Raw genomic sequence first — 15,222 nt, 5'->3', positions numbered from 1 at the left:
TGAGGCGTCGATGCTATTTGGACGGAAAACACTTGAAATCATGGGGGGAAAGGAACGTAGATGCTTTATTTGACCGAAAACATCCGAAATCTGGAGGAAGAGGAACTAGGGGGCATTATTTCGCGGTTTTTGCTTTTGGATCGTTCTTTTTTGATCAAATAGCGCCCTCACGTTCCTCTTATTCGATTTTATGCGCAGATTTCCGGAAATAGCGGCGCTACGTTCCGTTAGCTAGAGGTCGGGTGACTTTCCTTGCCCATAATATGCTTATAAAAGGCAGTGGCATACAAAAAACGGAGACAGTTGGTCAAGCAGATATAACCTGCCGTTCTGCTGTCTTTTCAATTTTTAGGGAAAGCCTTACTAACAGCTTCCTCTGTATATCATTGAAAGCGATTACAAATGAATCGAGTGATATTCATGAACAATCCTGCTCGACTGCTAGTGAAGTTTGCATAGGTTGCGAATTAAGAAATTGTAAACCTACACAAACGTCCTTATCTTTACAAAAAAATATCACTATCCCCTTTTAAATCATGGTAAAATTTAGGAGTATATTTGGGCTTGTCTGTCCATAAAGCCTCTGCTTATGAAGAAATTTTTTGACTCAGCAAATGCTAAGGAGGAATTGTAATGAGTAGGCTAGCAGGATGGAAAGCAAAACTTTTGAAAACAACACTTGCCGTAACAATCGCGTTACCGTTTCAAGTATTGGCCACAAGCAGTTGGCAAGCTGTTATGGCGGAAGGACCGAGTGATCCGGCTCCATTCATTGAAGCCAAAGTAGTTAATGAAAATGCAGGCAAGAAGGTTCTTTTCGACAATACGCATGAACAAACCGCTGGAGCGGCCGATTGGGTAATTGATGGAGCCTTCTCAGATTTTGCCAATGCTTTAGCGAATAATGGTTATTACGTGAAAGAGCTGCGCAAAACGACACCCATTACGTTGAGTGATTTGAGTGGTTACGATGTATTCGTCGTTGCAGAATCGAATGTTCCCTATAAGACGAGTGAGCAGGCTGCTTTGGAGCAATATGTGCAGGGAGGCGGCAGTATCTTCTTCATCGGAGATCACTACAATGCAGACCGCAATAAGAACCGTTGGGACGGTTCGGAAGTATTCAATGGCTACCGCAGAGGCGCATGGACGAACCCGGCTAGCGGCATGAACGCAGAGGAGACCGCCTCATCAGCCATGCAGGACGTAGCTAGTTCGGATTGGTTGGCTACACAGTTCGGTTTGCGTTTCCGCTATAACGCTTTGGGAGATATTACGGCGAATCAGATAGTAGAGCCAGAGCAAGCTTTCGGGATTACCAGCGGTGTCTCAACAGTGGCTATGCATGCAGGTTCAACGCTAGCCATTCTTGATCCGACAAAGGCGAAGGGGATTGTGTACCTGCCGCAAACGAGCGATGCTTGGGCGAATGCAGTTGATCAAGGTGTATATAACGGAGGCGGTATTGCCGAAGGCCCTTATGTGGCTGTTGCAAAAGCAGGTGCAGGAAAGGCTGGATTTATCGGCGATTCCTCACCGGTTGAAGATGCGACACCGAAATATGTCCGCGAGGATACAGGTGCGAAGAAGACGACCTATGACGGTTTTAAAGAGCAGAACGATGGTGTGCTGCTTGTAAATATGGTGAACTGGCTCTCGAAGAAAGAAAGCTATACAAGCTTATCTCAGGTTAGCGGCTTGCAGTTGGATCAACCAACGGCGCTGCTGCCTTTTGAAGATCCGGCTGCGTCAACGGAACCGCAGCCAGAGCCTTGGGCTGCGCCAAACGCAGGCTACAAATGGTATGACCGCAGCACGTTTAAAGCGGGCTCATACGGCGGACCTACGGCAACAGCCAGTGCTGCTTACAGCTTTGTGCATCAAGCGACACTACCCAATGCAGTGGACTTCCCCGTGCGGGTAGTTGTGGATAACCTGCCTGCGTCTACGACTGTAGCGGGGTTCAGTGTAGGTATATATTTGGTCACCGGAGGCGCTCAAATTGCCATGATTCAAAATGCAGACGGCACATGGCCTGCTGCATACGGGTACAGCTCCGCGTTTAGCGTGACCTCAGATATTAACGGACATGCTACAAAAGATTTGAAGGTTCGAATTAAGCCGGGAACGACGGCAGCGGCCAACTTGAGGCTGCGTCAAAACGGAACGAACTTGAAGACCGAAGGCGTTACGCTTGGCAACGTTCCGGCTGAACCATTACCAGAAGAGCAGAATCCGATTCCGGCAAAGATCACCGTCGCTGAGGCACGGGGGAAAGCTTCTGGAACATTGGTGACAGTTGAGGGCGTTGTAACTACGGAACCTGGATCTTTTGGCGGGCAATCTTTCTACTTGCAGGATGCTACCGGCGGTATGTATGTGTTCCAGAGCTTGAGTGGATTTCATCTTGGAGATACCGTGAAGGTGACAGCTTCGACCGCAGTATTTAACACAGAGTTCGAGTTGACGGATCCAGTGGAAATTACCAAAACAGGAGTCGCTGCTGTGCCTACACCAGCTGTTGTATCGGCTGTAACTAGCGATAATCAAGGGCAGCTGGTTGAGCTCAGCAATGTAACTATCAATAATATCATTAGTGCTGCACCGACTGGCTCTTTTGAATTTGATGCGGTTAACGGAGCGGTGAGCAATCATGTTCGGGTCGATGCACGGACTGGATTAACACAAAGCACGTTCCCTTATCAGGCAGGTAAAACCGTGAATATCCAAGGTGTCGCTGCCATTTTCAAAGGTGTATTCCAATTGAAACCAAGAGGATTGAGCGACTTCACCGCAGTGGCTGACACAGTGGCACCTGTGACGACGGCGGCATTGTCGAGTGATCCAAATAGCGAGGGCTGGTATAAAGAAGACGTGACGGTTACATTGACGGCTGTGGATGAATCAGCGGGTGCGATAGGGACCGAATACAGTATCAATGGTGGAACAGCAACTGCTTACACTGCACCCATTGTCATTCAAAACGAAGGAACGAGTACGATCGGATATTTCTCTACAGATGCTGCAGGAAATGTGGAAGCGGCAAAATCTTTACAGGTGAAATTAGATAAAACAGCACCCGTTGCTGTTTTGACGGAGTCCGGTCACGCTGTGGCAAATGTAACAGATGCGGATACCCTGAGATTCGATTTGAACAGTACAGATGCACACTCCGGTGTGGCGACGCAGACGTTGACTTTGGATGGCGCTGTGATTAACAGCGGTCAAACGTTTGCCGCAGGCAGTCTAGCACTAGGGGCACATACGGTGCAATACAGTGTAGTGGATGCAGCAGGCAATTTAGTGCAATCGACACAAACATTCAACGTTAGTGCGAGCGTTACATTCAGTCAAGCTACCCTTGCTGCTGACGCGGTGTCACTGAAACCGGGTGAAACGACGGCTACTCACCTTACAGGTACATTAAGCAATGGAGCGCCTGCTGATCTTAGCGGTGCTGTAGTTGCCTACAACACAAGTAATGGAGCGGTAGTTGCTGTTGATGCAGCAGGTAAAGTTAGCGCTTTGGCAGAAGGTACTGCACAAATTACAGCTAGCGTCACACTGAATGGAAAAACAGTACCAACCAACGCTGTGTCTATTACGGTTGTGAAGCCGTTGTCGGTTGGGGTGCCAGGTAAACCAGTTTTGTCAGATAACAGTGGTCATGCAACTGGATTAAAAGATGGTAACTACACAGTCACAATGAACATGTGGTGGGGGAATAACGGTTCCGTGTTTAAGCTATACGAAAATGGCGTACTCATCAGTACGCAAACATTAACTGACGCGTCTCCAGCAGCGCAAGTGGCTAAAGTAGATGTGAAAGGCAAAGCGAACGGTACTTACACCTATACAAGTGAACTTATTAATTCTTTCGGAACAACAGCTAGCAGTCCACTTGTGGTCAAGATTACAGACGCATTGCCAGGTAAACCGGTACTATCTCAAGATAATTGGGATGGAGACGGCAACTACAAGGTGACGATGAACATGTGGTGGGGCACCAACGCTACCGAGTATCGCCTATACGAAAATGGCATTTTGATCGAAACCAAGAGCTTGAATGCAGCTTCTCCAAGTGCACAAAGCGCGGTGTCGACGATTGCTGGCAGAGCCATTGGCGTGTATGAGTACCGCAGCGAATTGGTCAATGCGGGTGGTGTCACTTCGAGTGAGAAGATTACGGTGAAAGTAACGAAGTAAGTAATCAAGCAAGTAACAAAGTAAGTAGCTAATTAAGAAAAAAGTAAGTAACTAAGTTAGAGTTGAAGTAAGTAGTAACGAAGTAACAGAGGACGTCCTAGAAAAAGGGCCTTTAACGATTCCGGCTGGAGTTGTTGGAGGCTCTTTTTTTGTCTGAGTTGGGGGGAGGGAGAGGCCAGTAACAAAGCTTACCCCGACTCCAGTAAATCACCCGCCAGTAGCTAGAATTAAAGTCCAGCAACCCCATTCCCAACCCGTAATTTCCACGCATATCATCTCTAATAGTCAGCTTCCGAGAGTCTACAGTAACAGATGCAGAAAGTGCAGCAATTTATGAGTTATTTACCGATATGAGTAGATAAGATGCATTTAGTACATCAAATCTCAGCGATATAGCTGATGTTTGAATTAATTGGCTGAATTAGCTGCACTTTTTGCATGTTTTCTCATGAAATCGTCGGTAGAAATGAAATTAGCTGCACTTTTTGCATCAAAAGATGTTATCTCTGTCCCGAGTCCGGAGTGCCTACTACAATGTTCGTCCTCATGTTCATCTCATCTGCATTTACATCTACATTTGATTGACCATCTACAACCTCATACCAAACAAAGCCCCATATCTAACCTTATATATATCCTCATACCCATCCCCGTTTACAGGTAAAGAGCAAGCTACTCCAAGTAATCTAATAAATCTACACACGAGCTAATATTTGGTGGGGTGTCCTTTAGTTTCTCCACGCGTGACTACATTAGTATAATTACAAGCAGCTCTTCCGCAAACGAGTGTTCATCGAGCGATCAATCAAATACTCTGAGCCTGCTAGTCTACAAAATCCATGACCCCACGTGCGAGTTCGTATTGGACGACTCTGCCACCTACGGTTCGGCTTATTGGAGTTAGCCATCCTTTGGTGTGGAGGTATTGAAGAAGCCGCACGGCTGTTCGATGGTTTATTGCAAAATGTTTTTTAACATCTACGGGGCGTATGGGTCTAGCTAGCTGGTGGAGCAGTCGGATGACTTCTTTTTCAGCTAGTATCGCTCGGTTCGTAGGGGAGGGGGCAGACTGATAGCGGCTCAAGAGCATGAGGAGCAGGGTGATACATAGCTCTGGGCGAAGAGCAACATCATCGTAAGCGAAGGAGACGACTCGAAAGCCAAGGGCTTGTAGAAATATTTCTCGGTTTAACTCTTCGCAATATCGTTTGCGATCCATGTCCTGCACATGGGGGCCGAAGCCCTTGATTTCCCAAATGAATTTCACGTCACCGGATAGATAAGCAAAATCCCCGAAATACGAGCGTCCTCTCCAATCTATAACTTCATATTCAGGGTGCAAATTCTCAAAATGCCCAATTAGCGGAAACCAGACTTGTTCCAAGAAAAGTGCCTCCGCATGATGATGCCCGCGTTCAAGCCTTCCTTTACGTTCTCCGGATCTGCGGGAGATATGGGAGTCTATAAAGGCCTAGTGCTTCTCGTGAAAATGTAAACGATTCATACTTACAGCTCCTCTTCGGTATAAATAAAAAAAACGCCCCTGATTCATCAAAGATGAATAGGGACGTTCTTCGTCACTTTAGCACTTATTATAGTCGAAAGGTGAATAGTTGGCTATACCGGCTCTAAGTTTGTTCTTTCCGCTTCGCACACCTTTGTAAAAGTTACCTACTAGACAAAATCACATCTCGATGGTAGCGTAAATTTACTACGAATGAAAGTTTGTGATACGTGATGTCCAATCCTTTTGCTTCCCAAACGAGACTATCTGTAAGCCGTTCAAACCGTTTATGGATCGTGCTCGTACTCGGTTCACTGGCGTCTTTCGGCCCGCTCTCACTCGATATGTACTTACCCGCGCTGCCTGTGCTCGCGAATGATCTTCATACCACCACCTCACTGGCACAAATGAGTTTAACTGCCTGCATGCTCGGCCTATCGATCGGTCAGCTTATCGCCGGTTCGGTGAGTGATGTGCGCGGAAGGCGAATGCCACTCCTGATTGGGCTCGTTGTTTATGCGATTTCCTCGGTCCTATGCATGTTTTCGCCAACGATCTGGGTATTTCTGGGTCTGCGTTTCGTTCAAGGCATGGCTGGCGCAGCTGGCATCGTCATCTCCCGTGCGATTGTTCGCGATATGTATGAAGGTGTGGAGCTGACGAAATTTTTTGCCCTTCTAATGTTGGTCAATGGGGCTGCGCCTATACTTGCTCCCATCGTAGGTGGACAAATTTTGCAATTCACCTCATGGCGTGGCGTCTTCCTTGTTTTGAGCCTGATCGGTGTGGTTATGCTCTTTGCTACTGTGCTCGGCTTGAAGGAAACACACCCGCTAGAGCGTCGTTCTAAAGGCGGTCTCACCAACACGCTTCGAACGTTTGGCGGTCTGCTTACAGACCGTATGTTCATGGGCTATGCGTTAACGCAAGGACTCGTATTTGCCGGCATGTTCGCTTATATTTCGGGGTCTCCGTTCGTGCTGCAGGATATTTTTGGCGTTTCCCCGCAAATATTCAGTCTTTGCTTCGCGATTAACGGTATGGGTGTTATCATAGCCGGTCAAATCACGGGCAAGTTAGCAGGTAAAGTAAGCAATCATCGATTGCTAGCAGGTGGGCTTGCCATTGCCGCTTTCGGCGGTTTGTTACTTTTCATTTCTACCCTTATCGGGGCAGGGTTATATGCGATTTTGGTGGCTTTTTTCTTCATCGTTTCTAGCGTAGGACCTGTCTCTGTGGCAACTTCCTCCCTAGCTCTTCAAAATCAAGGGAAAACAGCAGGCAGCGCGGCAGCATTGTTAGGTTTGCTTTCTTTTATCATAGGAGGCCTAGTTGCTCCGTTGGTCGGTATTGGCGGCAGCCAAACCGCGGTTCCGTTAGGCATTATCATAGCTGTGATGGAAATAGGAGCGATCCTAAGTTTTATTTTACTCACCCGTAAAAAGGCAGCGGCATAATAAATCAAATAAAGGTTGCCTCTTCGATCTTACTAAGACCGATGGGGCAACCTTTTCGTATATAAAGGGATTTAGGTAATTGCGTTATTGAGGCTTTTGCAGCCCCGTTTTCAAACGAATACGCCATTTTACAAGTAATAAAATAGCTACTCCAATACACAATCCGATCAAGGTGTAAATCAAAAACTTTTCAACCCACATAAAAATGAGAAGCCACTGATCACCGAAAAGGTAACCAATACCGAAAAATACTACCATCCATAAAGCTGAGCCTGTGAAGGCGAATAAAGCAAAAATTCGGTATGGAACGCGGATGATGCCTACAAAATAAAAGATAAACTGTCTGATTCCCGGTATGAAATAACTGAAAAGCAGCAATTTGTTTCCGTACTTCGCGTAATACTCTCTGGACTTATCCAGGTGTGCGGGTTTCAAAAACAGGAATTTTCCATAACGTTCGATCAGAGGCGTGCCCAGTCTATATCCGATCCAATAGGTAATCGTCATGCCTATCATAGTTCCGACCCAAGCCGCAACCATGGCTAAGAACCAATGAAGCACCCCTTTATAAGCTAAAAAACCTGTATACGTCATCGTTGTATTTCCCGGAGGGATCGGAAGTGCAATAGCGTCTAATGGCAGACCGATCAACAATACCCAATAGCCATATTGTGCAAATAATTGTTCAATTAGTCCCATGAATTTCATGACATATGCACTCCTTGTAACCAAAAAAGAGAATATTAGTATTAGATGTTTGCTTAGTATACTACTTCAAGTAAAGCCATGAACCGTTTGAAAGTCAAGTTTTGACCAAGACCTAAGTCTAGTTATTGGTGCTTAAAGAGAGGACAGATAAAACCATAGCAATAAATAAAGGCTGCCGCTTTCGATCATAAAAGACCCGAAGGGACAACCTTTTTCTCGCATTAGGCGATTTCTTTTTGATAGAGAATCACATTGAAACCATCAATAACAGCAGGGCCCTGCAAAATATAACCATTTTTCTCAAAAAGCTTCTGAGCGCCGAATTGATTGGATAGTGTATCTAAAATTAGCTGTTTCATACCGAGTTCTTTGGCTCTATGTTCCAAGCGGTCTAAGAGCATTTGACCATAGCCTTTTTGCTGAAAGCTGGGATGTACGCGTAATCGCTTGATTTCGGCTTTGTTGTTGTCGAGGATTTTTAAACCTCCCATGGCAAAAACGGTGCCATTCTCACCTGTACCTACCAGGAATTCCCCGCCTGATTGCAAATATTGCTCATCAATATGTAGGATATCGTGATAGTGCTGATGAGTAGGTTCTACTTTTGCTTCCGAGATGACTAATAAATGAATTCTCCAAACATCGTCATGATCTAGCGTAGAATAGCGTCGAATTTGTATCATAGAATCTCTCCTCTTTGTTCTTGCTATAAATGTAATATAAACTAACGTAAAATCGATAACAAATCACGTTTTCTTATATAGAACCATAGAAAAACAAATAAATGCGAGAAATACATAACATATACATTACATCAATTAAGAGATATCAATACAATACACGCCATAAGTAAAAAGTTGCGTAAGCTTCCCATCCATTCCATCCTTCTGCAAGCTGTTGAATATGGGGAATTGTCGGCTTCTGATCTAAGCCAAGGACATGCTTCAGAGCGTTGTGCAAGCCAACGTCGGCAAGAGGGAAAGCAGCGGGGTTCCGCAAGCAGCGCATCAGCACATAATTGGCCGTCCACGGACCGATGCCGCGAATATTTAACAGCTCTTTCTCCATTTCTGCAAAATCGTTCCGCCTCAGCAGCTCCTCTTTAACAAGCAGCCCCTCAGCCATCAACTTGGCGACGCCAATTAAGTATTCAGCCTTTTTACCCGTGAACTGTAAGGCAGTCAAGGCATCAGGCGTGAGCTCGGCGATTCGCTCTGGTGTAGGAAACGCCCAGTACGTCCGTCCTTTCCAGTCTAGCCGTGTACCGAAGGTTTCAACAAGACGTCTTTTGAGCGTATAGGCAAAAGTCAGGTTGATTTGCTGTCCGATAATGCCCCAACTCATCGCTTCGAATAGATCCGGGATCCCCATCACGCGCAGCCCATAAAAGTCCTGAGTGACTTGCTTCAGCAAGGGATCATCCTCGGCTAACTCGTAGAAAGGCGTAAGGTCGGTGCCTAGGTCAAACCACTCCCACACATAACGAGCCACGTCTTCACGAATGGAGGGGGTAAGAGAACCGCCTGGACTATGGATAAGTTGAATGCGCAGCCGCGAATTATCCTCACTGTTGACAGCGATTAGCACATGGTTATCCCCAACCAGAAGCAGCTTGTAAATAGCTAAGTTATCCACATGGAATAGGCATTCATTGATTGACCGGGATAAGTAACCGAGATTTTGCTCATATCGAAAAGGGTCAGGAAGCGGCAGTGTAAGGGAACTCGTCTGCTCGTACCATTTTAGGATAGAAGGGTCAAAGGATTGAAGATGTGGCATGTTAAGTTCTCCTCGTATCTGATAAAGTTTCTTCCTCTATTATCGCTGAAGTCGGCTTTCGTAATCTTGCTTTCTCATCTCCCTTCCCTTACAAGAGCAGCATGGTTTGGGTATACTGAGCTAGTAGGGAAATGGAGCTGAGAGGAGCGGTAGTCATGCAAGAACGGTTTTGGAAAGCGATTGTTGCGAATGATGCGGCTTATGATGGTACGTTTTATTATGCGGTGACCACAACTGGGATCTTCTGCAGGCCATCTTGCAAATCAAGGGTGCCTAAAAGGGAGAATGTCCGGATTTTTGGAAACCGCCAAGCGGCTTTCTTAGAAAATTACCGTCCCTGCAAAAGGTGCAGGCCAGACGGCGTGAGGCTGCCTGATGAAGAATGGGTGTCGCTCATGACAGCTCACATCGATGAACATTATGCCGAGCCGCTGACGCTGACGATCCTGGCAGATCACTTTTATGCGAGTGTCTATCATCTGCAAAGGACTTTCAAACGCCTGCAGGGAATGACACCTCTAACATATCTTCAACAGGTTCGCATCGAAACGGCCAAGCGGCTGCTTTTAGAAACGAATGCTCCTGTGAGTGCGATTGGTGTTCAAGTGGGGATTCCGAATGCGGCACATTTTGCCACGATGTTTCAAAAAAAGACCGGTTTTTCGCCTACGGAATTCCGTCAAATAAAATCAATTTAAACATAACCGAGGAGGGATTGAAGATGCAAACTATGCGGGAGAAGTCAGAGGAACAAACTATGCAGGTGAAGTTAGAGATGCAAACCAAGCGGGCGAAGTCAGAGATGCAAGCCGAACGGGTGAAGTCAGAGATGCAAGCCGAACGGGTGAAGTCAGAGATGCAAGCCATGCGGGAGAAGTCAGGGACGCAAACCAAGCGGGTGAAGTCAGAGATGCAAGCCAAACCGACCAAGTCGCTCTACTGGGGAGTCGTTCGTTTGTTGGAGAATAACTTTTTGATGGCGGCTACGGATGAGGGGCTTTGCTATTTACAATTTCATGAGGCAGATCCTGCAGGCGGTGTAGATGAGAGTGCTTGGTTGGAATTAGTGAAATGGGCTCGTGCTCAGCTGCCTGAGCCTAACTGGGTAGAGGATGCAGAGAAACTGCAGCCCTATATCCATCAATTAGAGGAGTACTTGAAGGGACTACGCACGACATTTACATTACCGTTGGATCTGCGTGGTACTGCTTTTCAGCAGTCGGTGTGGCGTGTGCTTCATGAGATTCCACATGGGGAAACGTTTAGTTATTCACAGGTAGCCCAAGCGTTAGATAAAATGAGTGCAGTTAGAGCCGTAGGCACTGCCATTGGGGCTAACCCCGTTCTCATCGTGGTGCCGTGTCATCGGGTTGTGGGGAAGGATGGGTCGCTAACTGGTTACCGCGGCGGACTTCGGAATAAGGAGAAGCTGTTGTTGTTGGAGAGAGCAGGATTGTGATTGGATGTGGCTGCAGATACGCTAATCCATTGGAGTTTTTACAGTACTTTTTAAATCAGGCATGCAGAAAACCGATTCTATTGGAGTAAATCCAATTAAAACTCATAGAAACGGCAATTTTCATAGAAAATAATAAATCTCATTGGATTACCTCCAATGAAAATAAAAAACTAGAGGCAAATAAGAGATTACATTGTATTTTCTCCAATGTAATAGAGGAAATTAGATTGTCTACGTTGTCGCTCGAGGAGATGATCTCGAAAGGGATGGAGGTGAGTCTATGAAGAGTAACGTAAACCGGAAGACAGCGAAACAGCTGCTCACGAAAGCAAGCGGCTTTCTTAAGGGGTACACACACACGCTAAACCCCTATACCGGCTGCTCCTTCGCCTGTTCCTACTGCTACGTGAGGCAGATGCCGGTCGCATTATTCCGCAGCGATGCATGGGGGGATTGGGTTGATGTAAAAGAAAATGCGGCCGCGCTTCTAGCGAAGGAGCTGGCCAAAGCGAAGAGCAAAGGGCCGGTAACGATCTTCATGTCATCGGCCACGGATCCTTATCAGCCGATCGAACATAAGGAGCGAATCACTCGTTCGCTCCTTGAGGTGATGTCCGCGAATCCGCCGGACTTCTTATTCGTACAGACCCGCAGCCCGCTCGTGATACGGGATGCGGACCTATTAAAGCTGCTCGGCGAACGCGTAAGAGTCAGCATGACGGTCGAGACTGACCGCGAGGATATACGCCGAGCGTTCACGCCGTCCGCGCCGCCGATTCCGGCGCGGCTAAATGCCCTCCGCGAGCTCGCAGCTCGCGGCATACCGGTGCAGGCCACGATAGCGCCAGCGCTGCCGAGCTCGGAGCATTTCGCCGAGCTGCTTGCGGGCATCGTGGATCGGGTGTGCATCGACGATTACTTCATGGGCGATGGCAGCGGGGGCAAGCGCACGGAACGCATCGGCGTGCGCGCGATCTATGACGCGCTGGAGCTGCCAGACTGGTACAGTCGGGATGCGTACGAGCGCGTGCGCGAACAGCTCCTGCGGCATTTCCCGCAGGAGCGTGTGTTTGTCAGCCAACAAGGCTTCCTGCCTTGATGGCTATAACAAAGCCTCCTGCGGATTTCCCATGGAGGCTATAAGTGCGCTAGTCTGCTTGCGCAAGCAGAGGCGTCAGCCCTGATTGACTACGCATGCGTTGTTTAAATTCTTTAGGCGAGCATTGGTTATGGCGCTTAAACAGCTTGTAGAACTGCGCCATATTCAGTATGCCTACTTCAAAGCTTACTTCCATAATGCTGAGGTCCCCTGTGAGAAGGAGGCGCTCGGCTTTTTTGATCCGCTTGTAATTAACGTAATCGACGAAGGATATCCCCATCACCTTTTTGAAATACTTAATAAAGTAATGATAGCTCAAATTGAGCACACTGCACATGTCTTCGACCGAAATCCGTTCGCTCAGATGCTCGTCGATAAAGTCTAATGCCGGACGCACGCGAGAAATGCCGGAGTCCTCGGCAAGAGCCGAGAAATCTCGGTTGTCATTGCGCAGCATTAAAAGTAAGAGATTTTTGATCGCTGCACTGATCGCCAACTCGTACCCAATCTTGCGGGATTGCGACTCTTCGTAAATCTGCATGATGAGGTTGTAAGCAGCTTGCTTGACGGCTGCATTGCCTTGAAACAGCTCATTAAACTGCTCAAGTGGATGAGTCAGCTCCGAGAAGCAGTGCAGGTAGGGCATGGTGCTAAGGTCGAAATGCTGTTTTAGATCAATCTGAAAAACGATCTGTCTCAAGGCATCCGCCGAATGCTTATACGTACGATGAGGCTGGGAAGAGCCCAAGACCATGACATCCCCAGGCGCCATCACCGTAAAATCGTGCTTCGTTTGGATGCCGAGTTGACCTTCTATGACCACAAGAAATTCAACTTGCATATGTGAATGCCAACGCCAAGGAGTAGGAGGCCCGAATTGCGGGGTGTCAGAATTCATTTCCCAAATTTTCAAAAAGAGCAAAGGGTTCTGATAGATGACTTCTTCATTAACAATTTCGGTAAAGGTGCTAGAGCTATGTATAGGGTCCATGGATATGTATACCTCACTACTGTGAAAGACATTTTTGAATACGTAAAAAGTAGCGGAACGTAAGGTTTATCAGTAATGAGTATATCATTGTTTGAGAGGGAAGGACACTATTGAATAAGAATTAGGCAGGATCTTGCCTTTATTTTCGGCGAGGGAGTGACTATACTCAAAAGTATGAATGAATACGCTACCCTGGAGGGAATAAGAAGATGAGTCAGAAGCTTAGAGTAACGGTTTGGAACGAGTTCCGTCATGAAAAAGAAAACGAAGTCGTACGCGCAGCGTATCCAGATGGTATCCATACGGCGATTGGTGAAGGGTTGAGCGGAGCAGTTGATGTCACGTATGCGACATTAGATGATGCTGAGCACGGCTTGTCCGAAGAAGTTTTGAATAACACAGATGTCCTCATCTGGTGGGGACATAAGGCGCATGACGAAGTGCAGGACGAGATCGTAGACCGCGTTCAAAAGCGTGTATGGCAAGGTATGGGTCTTATCGTGCTGCATTCCGGACACTTCTCCAAAGTGTTCAAAAAGCTAATGGGCACTTCTTGTGACCTCAAATGGCGTGAAGCTGACGAGAAGGAACGTCTTTGGGTCGTTGCTCCGGGTCATCCTATCGTTGAAGGCATCGGCGAGTACATCGATCTTGAAGCAGAGGAAATGTACGGTGAGCACTTTGATATTCCTCAGCCGGACGAGCTGATCATGGTTTCTTGGTTCGAAGGCGGCGAAGTTTTCCGCAGCGGCTGCACATTCAACCGCGGCAACGGGAAGATTTTCTACTTCCGTCCTGGACACGAGACATACCGTACTTACTACAATGAGCAAATCCGCCGCGTTATCAGCAATGCGGTTCACTGGGCGGCTCCATCTACACGTGAGTATCCGAAATACGGTAACCACAAGCCGCTTGAAGAGATCAAAGCAAAAGTCAAAGCTTAATTGTGATGTGATAGGAATGCTCCCGGTTATCGGGGGCATTTTTTACGTTGCGATGGTTGCACGTATCCATGAGGACTTCCGCCATCAGGGTAGGGGACTAGAGCGAGGTCCTTTTTTGGCAGAGCTATCTTAACGGAAAGACAAGCCGCTAAAGTGGATGAAATGTCTTTTACACCTCGGAAACCAGAGAATAGCAGCTCTTCGTTCCGCGAAAATGGGAAATGAACCGTTTCGAGCAAAATAAGGTCTCTACGTTCCTCTCATTTGTATGAAAGCGTGCCAATTCCACGTAATTAGCGGCGCTACGTTTGTAATAATGATCCTACCTTAGGCAGTAGATTGTAAATATCCGTAGAGCGGCTGCCCCCAACTAAAAAAACCATCCTGTCGGATGGATATCCCCTGGATGGTCTTCTGCATCGTTTATTTCTTTATAAGATTCAACTTAAGAGCCTGCTCTTCCGTTAAAATAAATTCCTCCTGAGGCCATATCTCCTCATCTTTATCTCTCCCGAAGAGACGAAGTATCTCTGCCCAGACCCCTTTTTCCATGGCTTCCGAAGCTGAAATCATGATCTTCAAAGCAAACACCTCCTGGGATTAGTTACTTGTATCACCTTAACTCAGTGATCAAACTAATACGTTAGTATTGGAGCCATATCTTTTTCTTTCATATGATGCTCCCCCCAGGCACACATAGCATCGAGAATGGGTTTGAATGACCAACCATAATCGGTTAAAGAGTAGACCACTTTCGGCGGCACTTGATCATAGCTTGTTCTTTTCACCATTCCGTCTTGCTCCAACTCGCGTAGCTGTTGAGTAAGCATCTTCTGGGTAATGTCTGGCATTAACCTTTTTAGCTCGCTTGTTCGTTTGTCCCCTTTGTCCAAATGACACAAAATGACGACCTTCCATTTACCACCGATCACATCAAGTGTGGCTTCAACTGGAACATTATAGGCCATAGTCGTGAACCTCCTTTTGAATAATAAAGGTACTTTATAGTATCTATCTACCTTAAATGTATCTATGCTACTTGAAAGTGCGTACTTATCAAAAAGTTCGTATA

General features: G+C 46.8%; 13 protein-coding genes. 6 read left to right on the top strand and 7 right to left on the bottom strand.

The features are described 5' to 3' along the window. Window positions 1-633: 633 nt before the first annotated feature. A complete protein-coding gene (locus AC58U0_RS02365) occupies window positions 634-4,206 on the top strand; it encodes an OmpL47-type beta-barrel domain-containing protein (RefSeq protein ID WP_497377435.1) in 3,573 nt (1,190 codons plus the stop codon). Between the two features lie 823 nt (window positions 4,207-5,029). Here the strand turns inward: AC58U0_RS02365 and AC58U0_RS02360 are convergent. After that, window positions 5,030-5,590 (bottom strand): hypothetical protein, encoded by a 561-nt coding sequence (locus AC58U0_RS02360; RefSeq protein WP_497377434.1) that lies wholly within the window; start codon window positions 5,588-5,590, stop codon window positions 5,030-5,032. A 353-nt stretch (window positions 5,591-5,943) separates the two neighbouring features. Between AC58U0_RS02360 and AC58U0_RS02355 the strand changes: the two genes are divergently transcribed. Beyond that, a complete protein-coding gene (locus tag AC58U0_RS02355; protein WP_497377433.1) occupies window positions 5,944-7,167 on the top strand; it encodes a multidrug effflux MFS transporter in 1,224 nt (407 codons plus the stop codon). Between the two features lie 84 nt (window positions 7,168-7,251). Here AC58U0_RS02355 and AC58U0_RS02350 read toward each other — a convergent pair whose 3' ends face one another. The 3 genes from AC58U0_RS02350 to AC58U0_RS02340 form a co-directional block, all read right to left on the bottom strand. Then, the gene (locus tag AC58U0_RS02350) at window positions 7,252-7,875 is read right to left on the bottom strand and encodes a DedA family protein (RefSeq protein WP_497377432.1); all 624 of its coding nucleotides are present in this window, start codon (window positions 7,873-7,875) and stop codon (window positions 7,252-7,254) included. Between the two features lie 221 nt (window positions 7,876-8,096). Further along, on the bottom strand, window positions 8,097-8,558 hold the full coding sequence (locus AC58U0_RS02345) for a GNAT family N-acetyltransferase (protein ID WP_497377430.1): 462 nt from the start codon (window positions 8,556-8,558) through the stop codon (window positions 8,097-8,099). Window positions 8,559-8,703: 145 nt separating this feature from the next. Continuing rightward, entirely contained in the window at window positions 8,704-9,654 is a 951-nt protein-coding gene (locus AC58U0_RS02340; RefSeq protein ID WP_497377429.1) for a DNA-3-methyladenine glycosylase family protein, read from the bottom strand. Window positions 9,655-9,809: 155 nt separating this feature from the next. Between AC58U0_RS02340 and AC58U0_RS02335 the strand changes: the two genes are divergently transcribed. From AC58U0_RS02335 to AC58U0_RS02325, 3 genes are all read left to right on the top strand, one after another. Then, window positions 9,810-10,352: a bifunctional transcriptional activator/DNA repair enzyme AdaA gene (locus AC58U0_RS02335; protein WP_497377428.1), complete on the top strand. Its 543-nt coding sequence runs from the start codon at window positions 9,810-9,812 to the stop codon at window positions 10,350-10,352. Window positions 10,353-10,375: 23 nt separating this feature from the next. After that, window positions 10,376-11,113: a methylated-DNA--[protein]-cysteine S-methyltransferase gene (locus AC58U0_RS02330; RefSeq protein WP_497377426.1), complete on the top strand. Its 738-nt coding sequence runs from the start codon at window positions 10,376-10,378 to the stop codon at window positions 11,111-11,113. A 280-nt stretch (window positions 11,114-11,393) separates the two neighbouring features. Further along, entirely contained in the window at window positions 11,394-12,212 is an 819-nt protein-coding gene (locus AC58U0_RS02325) for an SPL family radical SAM protein (RefSeq protein ID WP_497377425.1), read from the top strand. 49 nt (window positions 12,213-12,261) lie between these two features. Here the strand turns inward: AC58U0_RS02325 and AC58U0_RS02320 are convergent, their stop codons facing one another. Next, window positions 12,262-13,203: a helix-turn-helix domain-containing protein gene (locus AC58U0_RS02320; RefSeq protein ID WP_497377424.1), complete on the bottom strand. Its 942-nt coding sequence runs from the start codon at window positions 13,201-13,203 to the stop codon at window positions 12,262-12,264. Between the two features lie 209 nt (window positions 13,204-13,412). Here AC58U0_RS02320 and AC58U0_RS02315 point away from each other — a divergent pair, with 209 nt between their 5' ends. Next, on the top strand, window positions 13,413-14,150 hold the full coding sequence (locus tag AC58U0_RS02315) for a ThuA domain-containing protein (RefSeq protein ID WP_497377423.1): 738 nt from the start codon (window positions 13,413-13,415) through the stop codon (window positions 14,148-14,150). Between the two features lie 423 nt (window positions 14,151-14,573). Here the strand turns inward: AC58U0_RS02315 and AC58U0_RS02310 are convergent, their stop codons facing one another. Together AC58U0_RS02310 and AC58U0_RS02305 are read right to left on the bottom strand one after the other, a co-directional pair. Then, window positions 14,574-14,732, bottom strand: coding sequence for a hypothetical protein (locus tag AC58U0_RS02310; RefSeq protein ID WP_171645050.1), 159 nt, complete (start codon window positions 14,730-14,732; stop codon window positions 14,574-14,576). 53 nt (window positions 14,733-14,785) lie between these two features. After that, window positions 14,786-15,118 (bottom strand): winged helix-turn-helix transcriptional regulator, encoded by a 333-nt coding sequence (locus AC58U0_RS02305; RefSeq protein ID WP_047678053.1) that lies wholly within the window; start codon window positions 15,116-15,118, stop codon window positions 14,786-14,788. Window positions 15,119-15,222 lie beyond the last annotated feature (104 nt).

Source organism: Paenibacillus sp. J31P190 (assembly GCF_059692075.1).
The sequence above is the reverse complement of the archived record's forward strand: the minus strand, read 5'-3'. Positions and strand labels throughout refer to the sequence as shown.

What these genes read in the sequence shown, in the direction of transcription:
- AC58U0_RS02320 (WP_497377424.1), bottom strand. Translation starts at nt 13,203, where the DNA reads ATGGACCCTATACATAGCTCTAGCACCTTTACCGAAATTGTTAATGAA.
- AC58U0_RS02365 (WP_497377435.1), top strand. Translation starts at nt 634, where the DNA reads ATGAGTAGGCTAGCAGGATGGAAAGCAAAACTTTTGAAAACAACACTT.
- AC58U0_RS02315 (WP_497377423.1), top strand. Translation starts at nt 13,413, where the DNA reads ATGAGTCAGAAGCTTAGAGTAACGGTTTGGAACGAGTTCCGTCATGAA.
- AC58U0_RS02335 (WP_497377428.1), top strand. Translation starts at nt 9,810, where the DNA reads ATGCAAGAACGGTTTTGGAAAGCGATTGTTGCGAATGATGCGGCTTAT.
- AC58U0_RS02345 (WP_497377430.1), bottom strand. Translation starts at nt 8,558, where the DNA reads ATGATACAAATTCGACGCTATTCTACGCTAGATCATGACGATGTTTGG.
- AC58U0_RS02305 (WP_047678053.1), bottom strand. Translation starts at nt 15,118, where the DNA reads ATGGCCTATAATGTTCCAGTTGAAGCCACACTTGATGTGATCGGTGGT.
- AC58U0_RS02355 (WP_497377433.1), top strand. Translation starts at nt 5,944, where the DNA reads ATGTCCAATCCTTTTGCTTCCCAAACGAGACTATCTGTAAGCCGTTCA.
- AC58U0_RS02340 (WP_497377429.1), bottom strand. Translation starts at nt 9,654, where the DNA reads ATGCCACATCTTCAATCCTTTGACCCTTCTATCCTAAAATGGTACGAG.
- AC58U0_RS02330 (WP_497377426.1), top strand. Translation starts at nt 10,376, where the DNA reads ATGCAAACTATGCGGGAGAAGTCAGAGGAACAAACTATGCAGGTGAAG.
- AC58U0_RS02350 (WP_497377432.1), bottom strand. Translation starts at nt 7,875, where the DNA reads ATGAAATTCATGGGACTAATTGAACAATTATTTGCACAATATGGCTAT.
- AC58U0_RS02325 (WP_497377425.1), top strand. Translation starts at nt 11,394, where the DNA reads ATGAAGAGTAACGTAAACCGGAAGACAGCGAAACAGCTGCTCACGAAA.